12 protein-coding genes are annotated in these 10,458 nt (G+C 37.5%); 1 reads left to right on the plus strand and 11 read right to left on the minus strand.

Annotated features, from left to right (window positions below):
* Positions 1–22: 22 nt before the first annotated feature.
* Positions 23–253 (minus strand): RNA methyltransferase, encoded by a 231-nt coding sequence (locus tag DW996_RS10515; RefSeq protein WP_330428918.1) that lies wholly within the window; start codon positions 251–253, stop codon positions 23–25.
* 523 nt (positions 254–776) lie between these two features.
* On the opposite strand from DW996_RS10515, the gene DW996_RS10520 reads away from it, so the two are divergent.
* A complete protein-coding gene (locus DW996_RS10520) occupies positions 777–1,016 on the plus strand; it encodes a DUF6061 family protein (RefSeq protein WP_055232114.1) in 240 nt (79 codons plus the stop codon).
* A 121-nt stretch (positions 1,017–1,137) separates the two neighbouring features.
* Here DW996_RS10520 and DW996_RS10525 read toward each other — a convergent pair whose 3' ends face one another.
* The 10 genes from DW996_RS10525 to DW996_RS10570 all read right to left on the minus strand — a co-directional run.
* Positions 1,138–1,401, minus strand: a complete 264-nt coding sequence (locus tag DW996_RS10525) for an HTH domain-containing protein (RefSeq protein ID WP_118140411.1) — start codon at positions 1,399–1,401, stop codon at positions 1,138–1,140.
* 31 nt (positions 1,402–1,432) lie between these two features.
* A complete protein-coding gene (locus tag DW996_RS10530) occupies positions 1,433–2,182 on the minus strand; it encodes a hypothetical protein (RefSeq protein ID WP_118535702.1) in 750 nt (249 codons plus the stop codon).
* A gap of 40 nt (positions 2,183–2,222) precedes the next feature.
* On the minus strand, positions 2,223–3,170 hold the full coding sequence (locus DW996_RS10535) for a hypothetical protein (protein WP_118535704.1): 948 nt from the start codon (positions 3,168–3,170) through the stop codon (positions 2,223–2,225).
* A 27-nt stretch (positions 3,171–3,197) separates the two neighbouring features.
* Entirely contained in the window at positions 3,198–4,097 is a 900-nt protein-coding gene (locus DW996_RS10540; RefSeq protein ID WP_021739841.1) for a hypothetical protein, read from the minus strand.
* 29 nt (positions 4,098–4,126) lie between these two features.
* The gene (gene fliD, locus DW996_RS13450) at positions 4,127–4,882 is read right to left on the minus strand and encodes a flagellar filament capping protein FliD (RefSeq protein WP_243035980.1); all 756 of its coding nucleotides are present in this window, start codon (positions 4,880–4,882) and stop codon (positions 4,127–4,129) included.
* A 21-nt stretch (positions 4,883–4,903) separates the two neighbouring features.
* Positions 4,904–5,680 (minus strand): FlxA-like family protein, encoded by a 777-nt coding sequence (locus DW996_RS10550; RefSeq protein ID WP_173021993.1) that lies wholly within the window; start codon positions 5,678–5,680, stop codon positions 4,904–4,906.
* Positions 5,681–5,962: 282 nt separating this feature from the next.
* On the minus strand, positions 5,963–7,015 hold the full coding sequence (locus tag DW996_RS10555) for a sensor histidine kinase (RefSeq protein ID WP_243098754.1): 1,053 nt from the start codon (positions 7,013–7,015) through the stop codon (positions 5,963–5,965).
* A 314-nt stretch (positions 7,016–7,329) separates the two neighbouring features.
* Positions 7,330–8,043 carry a LytR/AlgR family response regulator transcription factor gene (locus DW996_RS10560; RefSeq protein ID WP_118142328.1) on the minus strand — a complete coding sequence of 238 codons (714 nt, stop codon included), beginning with the start codon at positions 8,041–8,043 and terminating at the stop codon, positions 7,330–7,332.
* Between the two features lie 354 nt (positions 8,044–8,397).
* A complete protein-coding gene (locus DW996_RS10565) occupies positions 8,398–9,108 on the minus strand; it encodes a DUF6040 family protein (protein ID WP_015520980.1) in 711 nt (236 codons plus the stop codon).
* Positions 9,086–10,458: MobA/MobL family protein (locus DW996_RS10570; protein ID WP_118535706.1), on the minus strand; the 1,373-nt coding region annotated here is incomplete at its 5' end. The genes DW996_RS10565 and DW996_RS10570, both read right to left, overlap by 23 nt.

Consider the following 10,458-nt stretch of genomic DNA (forward strand, 5'->3'; position numbering starts at 1 on the left):
CCTATCAATAGCATTTGTACTCCTATATCATCTGAAAATGTCTCAAAGCATCCTCAATTGCCTTCTCCTTCTCAGCCGGGCACTTTGGCTGACTAGCATCTTCACTCTTCGGAAGATTGAAATTCTCCCTCATATCAAGTCCATGCTTTGCCTTTACCTGCGCAATATACAGACTTGATACCTTGTATCCGGTCTGTTCCTTCACATAGTCCTTAATCGCTTCGTATGTGGCTCCCTTCTTAAATCTGGACATATCCATATCTGCGAGAGACATTTCAACCTTTACTTTCTAAGAGTCGATTATACCCTTGGAAAGCAAGACAACCGTCTCAACGTGAAACGACAGGTCTCTAAGTATATAAGGAGTTCCGTCTCAACCCCGGTAGTTTTTGGAAACATATCTACACACTTTTTAACGTTATTAACGTTAAAAGGTAGAAAATGAACCCTACCTCATTAACACGGCAGTCTACTCCACAAACTTGAATTGAGATTTCACCTGTTTTAAGAGATTTAATAACTGTTATATTTTGTTATTAAATTCTCCACAAGCCCTTGAAAACACTGGATTTATCGCAGGTGAGCTTTTCCTTATTGTTTCCCTTGTGTTATATCGTCCCATCAGTGTTTACGAACTCTGATAAGGGCAAATACAAGGGCAAGAAAAATCTATAAAACAGTATAACACAAAATAAAAGTGACATGGTGAACTGATTGAAATGCTTCTGATTTTTGTAACTGATAATTGATTGAATGATAAGGAGAGATAAGATACGATGAGAACAATATTTGCAGAATACAATCCACAGCGCAATAGTATTGATGTTTACACCTCTGCTGGCTATATGCTCCGCATTGATTGCTGGGAAGCTGAAAAGAATTTAAAAACTACACCCGGATCAGACTGTGCATTAAACGCACTTGCTATTGATGAACCACTTGAATATGTACGATTATATTTGGACGGGAATATGCAGATGTGGGTAGATGCAGAAGATTCATTAGAACTATGGTGATTTTTCGACGGTGTGAAATTTTTTCTGTAAATTCAGATCTTCTATGATAATTGATGCGGCTTAACAGCAGTTTTCTGTTGTTAAGCCGTTGTTTATTTAATAGCAAAAATAAGCCGGTATGTCAAGAGCACCCAGAAAATCTGAACGTACATTTACTCTTGATCATCCGGCTTATTTTCAACAGCACTAAGATTACCTTTTTTAATATTGTTTGGGATACTCCCTCCATAACCGTCACATCAATTTTATACTTTACTTCGATTTCAACTTTTTCTGGTGGATTGACTAAAAGCCTGTCAATATCATTTTCCTCAACACCAGCCATTTTTGCTATCGTTAGCTTGGATATGCCATGATAGGAAACAAGCACTTCCAACCAATGCACCGATTTGATATTTTCCTTTTACCGAACCCTCTTATGCCTTAATATCAAAACTTGATCTATCAGGTGCAGAAATACTCACAGATTCTGCTACAAGGCTCTGTGTCATACTTTTTACATCATTACCAGTTACGGATAAGGTATAATCACCCGTTTCTTTTCTTTCTGCCGATTTTTCTGCACGTTTCTTTGCAGCTTTTTCTTCCTCTGCTTTTTTAGCAGCTCTTTTCTCTTTTACTTTTTCCTCTTTTTCTCTGTTCTCTTTTGCTTTTCGTTCAGCATTCTCTTTCGCTATTTTCCCATCTGGATCATTTGTACAAGATGCTGTCTCTATAATATTTCCGTTTGCATCAATCATATAACTCTGATTTGTCACAGTGCCCAAACATCCATTAATCGTATCTTTTGTACAATCCGGAATGGCTGCTAAGTTTTCCTCCAAATACTTTGCTTTTTCCGGATCATTCATGCACTTTTGTAAAAATGCACTTGAAACAGATACCGTTGTCGGAATACCCTGCATTGAAGTCAGCCCTATATTCATATAATGGTATTTTCCTTGCAAGTATTTTGAATAATCATTTACATTACTATACCCTGTCTTAATCTGCTCTGTTTTTGTCACACCGGGACGTGATGTTTTTAATTCAACTGTACTTGTTGTCACGTTGCCATCTTTTGTATTTGTACTATCCTTTTCACTATCTGTTTTTTTTACAGTATTCTTATAATTTGAAGCATAATACGATGTGTAACTGCTGTTATTGATACCTGTAATTGCCATAATCCTACCTCCCTGTTATTGAAACTTAAAATAATTTCTATTATATTGAACGACTTGGATATTTAATTTCCGTTGATGTAAATTCATCTTCCGCCGAAACATTGATATGCCCACTGCTGTCAATAGCATACTCTTTACCATAAACGGAAAACGTATCTCCTTCTTTATATCCGATTTCTATCCAGTTTATATCATTTAACTGTTTTATCTTTGCGTCAACATTTATGGTCTTTCCTGATTCCTGCAATAAATAAGTGTGTTTTCCTGCTCCCGCATCTATAGAAAAGAATCCCGGAGAAATCCCGACTTTCTCACAGACGGACAATACCTCCTCATTGCTGTAGAGATACCCACACACACTCTTTCCCTGTGCCAGATCAGACAGGATATTGCCTGCCTTACACATTTCCCACTTATAATTTGTTCCTTTTTGATTTGTATTCTCTGCAAGCAACGATTCCGAGGCTGCCCAGCCTATTCTTCCATTATTGACCGTCCATGTATATTTACCGCCACTTGATGTTGTCCATGCATAATAACTTTTATTACTTAGTACCAGAGAATTATTCGCAGCACAAATGCCTGACATGGTGCTTGTATTCATTTTCGGTACTGCATAATTAGGTACTACCTGTCTGCTCCCATTAAGGTCAAAGGAAATAACCCCGTACTCCTTAAAATCAGAATTATATCCACAGGAAACATTCTCCCCAAAATTGATTGCATCCAAAATAGCACTTGAATTATTATAGTTTGCAAAATAATAAGCTAATTCACTGTTAGAAATATTCGCATTTTTATCTATCAGTGCAGCTATGGATTGCTTTGAAAAGCCTCGTGCAGCATCAGAAATACTTAAACTGTCCTGTTTTTTATTATTTCCTGCTCCAAGCAACATCTGTATTGCTTTTTGGTGTATTCCTGCCTCTGCCTGCTTTGAATATGTCAACAGCTGGTTTACTGTGTTTACATCTGTTACTGTCTTCATAATTATTCTCCAAACCCTTTTTCAACATTAAACGCCAAACATATGCTGCAATTTGTCCAGCATATTATTTACTCTGCCTTCAACAGCTTCTGGCTGATTCCTTAATTCATACCTGCTTCCATAGTAATCATTTAAACGGTCTTTCATCTCATTACAAAATAATTTTTGATCTGTTTTACCATTTAAAAACTGATTGCAGATACCACTTATCTCTTTCTTCTCATTTGTATAAAAAGCTGTCTCATCTGAGATTATTTCTGACTTGTACTTATAAGATTCTGTTTTGCTTCCAATTCCAACAACCATGTAATCTGGTGTCATTCTCTCCATGATGGAATTACGTGCTGAATCATTAAAATGAACATATTCGTCAATCATGTCTGAAAAACCAGCTTGAAATTGCTCTGGAACATACATTTCATTTACTTTCCTTAGCCCCACTTCACTTGCACTTAACAAAAATACAGATTCATAAGAAGTTCCTCTATATCCCTCCTGAGCATTCAAAGAATCTACATCTGCTGTCATTGCATTAATCTTCTCTTTTAAATCTTTCATTTCATCTTCTGTCAAATATTCAGAAGCATTTTCGTCCAGCCATTTTTCAAAAACCTCTGACTGATTTTCCGAACAGCCTTCAAACGCACTTTGTTCTCCAGAAATGGAAGCTGCTTTCAAATCTAATTTGAATAAATTTTCACATTTATATTCTGCTGGTATCTCTCTTATCTCTCCCATAATAGATGAAAAATGCATTGTATGAAAATCCGATACCTTATTACGAGCAGTCTCAACTAACTTTCTTGCTGAATCACTGATTTTCACATCATCCTCCGAAATAATATTCTGAGGAACAGTTGTTTTCTTCTCAACCTTATTTTTTATCATCTCTGGATTATTAATATACCTATTTCCTTGAACTTTCATAGCAACCTCCTTAAGTTAGTCCACACTTTCTATACTTCTTTATCTATCTTGCTCGATGTCAAAGAAGAATCCGTCTTAGAGTACGTACCATTATTTGTATAGGTTGCACTCGCCCAGTTTGCAGCATTCGATATACCAGTTGCTTTCTGCGATATTTTGCTTACAAAAGAATTATATCCTGTAAAGACCGTTTTCAGCGAACTGATATCTGCCTGCTTTAAAGCATCCTCATCTAATTCCAACTTGTTTCCTTTTCCTATGGTAATACCTATTTTGGCAAGCATATTACTGTTTTTGTCTGTCATTCCAGTCATCCATGAAGCATTTCGCAATACATCCTTTGTATTAGATTCTCCGGCTTCCTTAACTACATCATTATAATCTTCAACAAAAGATTTTACTGCCTTGGTGATTTTATCCCAGTCATAATCCTCTACCTCAATCTCTTCCCCCGTTTTTTCATCTTTCTTTTTTATTTTCTTTTTTTCCCAAAGAGAAGAGTCATTCAAAGCATCTGCTGATTTTTTCAGAGAATCTGCACTTGTTTTCATCAAGGTAAGTTTTTGTGAAGTATCACCTTTTCCCGATAATTTTTCAGCATCCTGTTTTGCATAATATGCTTTCATAAGTTTTCCATAGCTTCCATTTTTGATTGCAGCATAATCAGAAAGCATATTTGTATTGCCTACTGATGAACTATCTGACGTTCCACTAAACAACGCTGAAAAATCTACATTGCTGTTATATTTACTTGTATAATCACTAAAACTTTTGATTTCTGACATAACACCAGCCTCCTTTCCGAACTATAAACGTATATCGATCGGTGTATATACTACCGACTGTCCACTTTCTGATGCTGGATTTTTTATTGTTTCTGCTGTTTCTGTTTTAACATCTGCATTCTCTGATGCATCTGTTGCCGTATCTGCATTTTCCTGTGTATTCTCTGCTTTCTGCGTTTGATCCTTCTTTGTTTCTGCTGCATCTGTACGGTTGTCTGCCTTTGCTGCTTCTTCCATAGATTTATTTGCATCTGAAAGTGAAGACATCTGTGATGCTGTTGCAGACTGCGCTTTTGCCTGCAAATCTGCCAGTTCTTCTTCTTTCTTTTCGGTATTGCCTTTTCCAGCATCCTGCTTGATTTCAGACTCAAGCACACCGGCTCTTCCTTCCATCTGTGTTGCCATACTACCCTGCACTTTTGCTTGCTTCATAGATGAATCTGCGGAAATCATTGCCCGCATACCTGCCTGTGACAAGCCTGTTCCTTTCTTTGCAGATGTATTTTTTGTACCAGCCACCATATCATCCATAGATGATTTTTTACTCTGCTGTTCCTTTCTCTGTTCAATCTGGTGCTGTCTTAACTGTTGATTGAGATTTGTAATTTCCTGTTGTATCTCCTGACGTTTCTTCATCTTATCCTCTAATGACAGTTCTTCATTTGATGATAAGTCCTGCAATTTCTGCTGTGCATTTGCAATCTGATTCTGAATATTTTTACTCACAGAATCATTCGCCTGTGCCATTCCCATTGCTCCTGTCTGCGTATTCGTTCCGTTAAATCCATTAATTTTCATCATTTCGTTGTCCTCCTTGAGCTAATACTCTGAAATCCGTTTCCTGAAAATCTGTATAACATGATTTCTCTTTATTTTTTCTTTCGGCATATCTTTCTTCACAATAAACTGTGATGTTGTGAACCGCCCTTTTTTTGTTGTGAAGCAGTCTGAAAATGCTTTTCAGACTGTCGCAGTGCTCCTCAAATATTGTTGCAAGCAACATATTTTCATCGCTACCTGCGCAAAAAAAGCACTACATATTTCTGTAATTTACAAAATACATAGTGCCAATTTATTTCTTTATTCTACCTGCATCATAATGCTAAGGATTACTTCCTCATTTCCCTGCTCCAAAGATATATCTCCCATATACATTCTGGCAACCCGGCGAATGTTATTCAGACCCATTCCATGTTCCCTCCCAGATTTGGTTGTTTCTGGCAAATCGCTATCACCAAAATTAAGCTGACCCCCAAAACTGTTTTTTATGGTTATCATAAAGATACTGTTTTTCCGAAAAGAAGAAATGCTGATATACGGATCATCTCCACTTACATTTTCCATGCAGTTATTCAAGGCATTATTCATGATCACACTCAGATCAAATGCATTTAACTTCGTATTCTGCGGATAATGAAAATCCGACAGAAACCGAATCTGCCTTTCTTTTGCTTCTCTCAGCTTTTCCATCAAAATGACATCAATTACCGGACTTCCTGTCTTTATTTCCAGAGATACCTCGTCCCATTCATTTTTCAGATGTTCCAAGTATTCTGCAGCATCATCCATATTATTATGTGCCACCAGATGTTCCAGTGTCTGTATATGATTTCCCATATCATGGCGCATGGAGCGGATATCCCGATACAACTTTTCGACTTCCCCGATATGCTTTTTCATGTCACTGATCTGATTTAATACCAGCTCTTGTCCCCGCTGTTCTTCCTGCATCTCTTTCCAGTTTTGAAACATTACAATCACAACAAGAATAGCAACTATGGAAATCAGATAGTGTAAAAAGCTTAAAGCTCCATAAAATCCATATGTATCAATCAAGTTCTTTCCAGTATCTCTTTCGTATATCATGAGATAATATTGTAAAATGCCATACCCAGTGACGCCTACAAGTGAAGGTATAATAAGCATTACCATCTCTTTGACGCTCATTTCATCTTTTTTGTATATATACGCTTTATTGATCAGTCCTATTGCAACCGCAATAAAAGCAATACAAAGTACAATATCCAAAACTCTGGTTCCAACATATAGTCCGTACTGCAACCACACTTTTTCTGCACTCATATTCCGAAATACAAGTGCTTTTGTAACAAGATCATCAAGTCTGGCTGCCATTGCAACCGTTAACCATCGGATCGAAAAGAACGTAATTGCAAGAAATATTTTCTGATATATATTTCTTCTGTCCTCTATATACATTGCAAGAAACGCTGCTATAACTCCAATCAGATATGCGGAAAAATTATCAATCTGTGGCGGAATCATATATAAAACAAGCATAATCGTAATATAAACAATACTGACTGCCACAGCCCCTTTTTTCTTTTTTATATAGGGACAAACAAATTTTCCAAAATAGATTCCTGTAATCATAAGGAGTGCAATAACAGAAATTTTCGATGTAACCATCCAGCATTTTTCTACCAAACTCATCCGATTTCTTTTCCTTTCCTCTGATTATATTTCAAATATTGTTTTACAAACTCAGAATAATTCTGTTTTGCAATCAATGCAGTTCCATTTTCCATCGTCACACAATTTGCATCATATTTCTGAACATATTTGAAATGTACGAGGTAGGCTCTGTGTGTACGAAAAAAATCTGCTCCCGCAATTTCACTCAGTTCCTGCAATTTTCCATAATATTCAATATTCGTATCCCGTGTATGGATAATGACTTTTCGATTATATACCTCGGCATACACAATATCCTTCAAAAACACTTTCATATGGCTTCCTCCGGACTGCACCATCATGTATTTTTCATCCGATTGATTTTCAGAATATTTTTCAATGCTTCTGACTGCACGTTTCACAACTTCCTCAAATTTTTCATCTGAAAACGGTTTCACCAGATAATGAAATGCTGCAACATCAAATGCCTGAAAAACATACTCCTCCACAGCAGTTACAAATATCAATACCATTCTTTCATTTTTCTGACGCAGAATCCTTGCCGTTTCCATTCCATCCATTCCTGGCATCTGAATATCCAAAAATAGAATATCCGGCTCACAACCACTTGCAATCAATTCATCACCAGATAAATATTTTTCTATTACTGCATCCGGTAATAATTTCTTTATTTTTTCTTCTAATATCAATCCTATAGACTTATCATCATCACAGATTGCAATTTGCATCTTGTCACTTCCTTGCTTACATACAATTATATTTATTATATCGGAAAAGTTCTTTTAATAGCTAGCCACCATGTTGTGAACCGACCTTTTTTTGTTGTGAAATAGAATATCACATATAACGCGTTATTTGATTCCTGTTAATACGCAAAAACACTGTATCTCAAACTCATTGAAATACCATGCTTCCCCGCATTTTCTATATTGTTCTATTGATATTATTACTTTACTATCCGACACGCCTCTTGGCGTGACTGTATCTATCAAAAAAGAAGCCAGCAGTTTATTCACACACTACTGACTTCCTATACTACTCATTTTATTTACTTCGCTGCGTCTCAGACAAGTTTTCCATCACTAAACATAACCTCTGTTTTCCCGCCATCCTTTTACATACCACCTGATTCCAACATATACCAGTTGCACAAATAATAAGAGAAATAGCAGATTGATCGGCAATACTGTCTTTATCGAATCTCCAAAGTAGATTGTTATTGCCATGCTTATAAGTATCACCATTACAGTAATCATATCCCAACAGTATTTCTTATATAACCCTGCAATCTTCATCCCTATAAACACTACAAGTATTCCCGCACCCACCAGACATCCACTATAAACCAGTATTTTTATCAGCCAGTATATAATTCCAGCAACGACAGGATTGGATATTCCATTACTAATCTGTGCCACGGTCTTTCCTGTCAGTACAACCCAGCCAGCAATGGTCTGTGTGAAAGTTGCGATTGTATCAAAGAATACCACGCAATCAGAAATAAATATTTTTGACCGTATCATCTGAAAAAGAGTAGTTGATATGGAATACCATATCAACAGAAATATCAATGCTTCATACATGACTGTTTTTGCTTTATATCTGCCTGCCAGTTTTTCTCTCTGTGTATCATACCTTTCCTTCGCTTTCAGATAAGCTGTCTGGTTACAATTCCAGCACTTTTGATAGAATACCGGCTTTTCAACCGGTATCTCTACTTTTTTCTGATGGGAGAGTGCATAATCCCGTTCCTGTTCTGCCTGCCTTAGCTTATCTTGACATTCCTCTGTCATGATTTCGGCAGCGTGCGTTTTCTCTTTCTCGCTCTGCAATAATTCTTTTGTTTTCCTCAAGTCGTTCTTTAAGGCTTGAATGTTCCCTGCTTTGTTCTCGCTGTTTAACTTCTCGTTCAAGGTCAGCGATTCGTCGATCTGCATTTTCAATTTCTCGATAGTCCGGTCTTTCTGGTCGAGTTCTTCCTGCATCTGCTCTGTCAGCATTAGCAGTTCTTCCAGTTGATCGTCGCTCTTTGAGTTTTCGTATTCTGTCATCTATATCCCTCGCTTTCTCTATCTGCTGTTCAATGTCAGTAATTCGCTGTTCTGTTTCTGTAATAATCGGTTCTCGCTGTTTAATTTCTGTGCTAATTCCTGCCATTGCTGATTCTCGTCTGTAAGTCGCTGTATCTGGTCTGCCTTTTCTTCCAGAAGCATCAGCAGTTCTTCTGTATCCGGCAAGATTTGAAGCAGCTCTGATAATTCTTTCTCTAATTGCTGCAATCGTTCTTCCTGCTCCTGAAAGCACATCAGCTTCTCGTCCTTTTCCTGTATCTCCTGAAGCATCTCTGCCATGATATTCTGTTGTCCCTCTATCTGTGTAATCATTGCTTCCATCATGGGAATTACTTCTTTGCTTTCTTCTAATGTCATTCAAACACTCCCTCCACATTGACAATGCACCGGATACCTTACCAAAGGTTGCAATTACCTTTTGTAACAGTGCATTTTGTTTTTTAATCATCCGGTTTTCCTCAACCTTCCATGAACCTTTCCTTATCTGTCCGGTGAGATATTTTTCGTCAATCTTTCTTGCATCCGCACCCTCATGAATCATAGGGACTTTTAATTTGCCCTGTCTTTCATAAGAGCGGTGGTCAATCTGATTGTCTATGGATAAATGCCGGTTACACATCCCAGCCCATTCGCTTCGCCATAACTCACAATTCTTTGGATTGTTCCATCCGGTAGCGTCAGTCAGAACCCGTTTCCATTGTTTTCTGTTTCTTGCCCCGACTTTCTGTACTCCGTTTTCATCAAGTACCGGAATGCGGATTCCATGCCGGTCAGGATTTTTCTTATCCTGCCACCAGTCCGGGTGGGATTCATCAACCACGATATTTCCGTCAGTATCTCTGACAAAATCCCAGTCCTTGACTTCTTTGTTGCCCCATGAGTGATCTGGATTGAATGGTCGCATGGTTACAAGTAAATGCACATGTGGGTTCCCATCGTTCTTATCGTGTATGCTCCAATCGGCACACATTCCCTTGTCCACGAAAGTTTTTTGAATATATTCGGTTGTATAATCAATCTGTTCCTGTCTGCTCCATTCTTTCGGCAGGGAAAATTCAAATGAGCGTCCAA

The organism is Roseburia sp. AM51-8 (assembly GCF_003478275.1).
GTDB classification, from domain to species: Bacteria; Bacillota; Clostridia; order Lachnospirales; family Lachnospiraceae; genus Pararoseburia; species Pararoseburia lenta.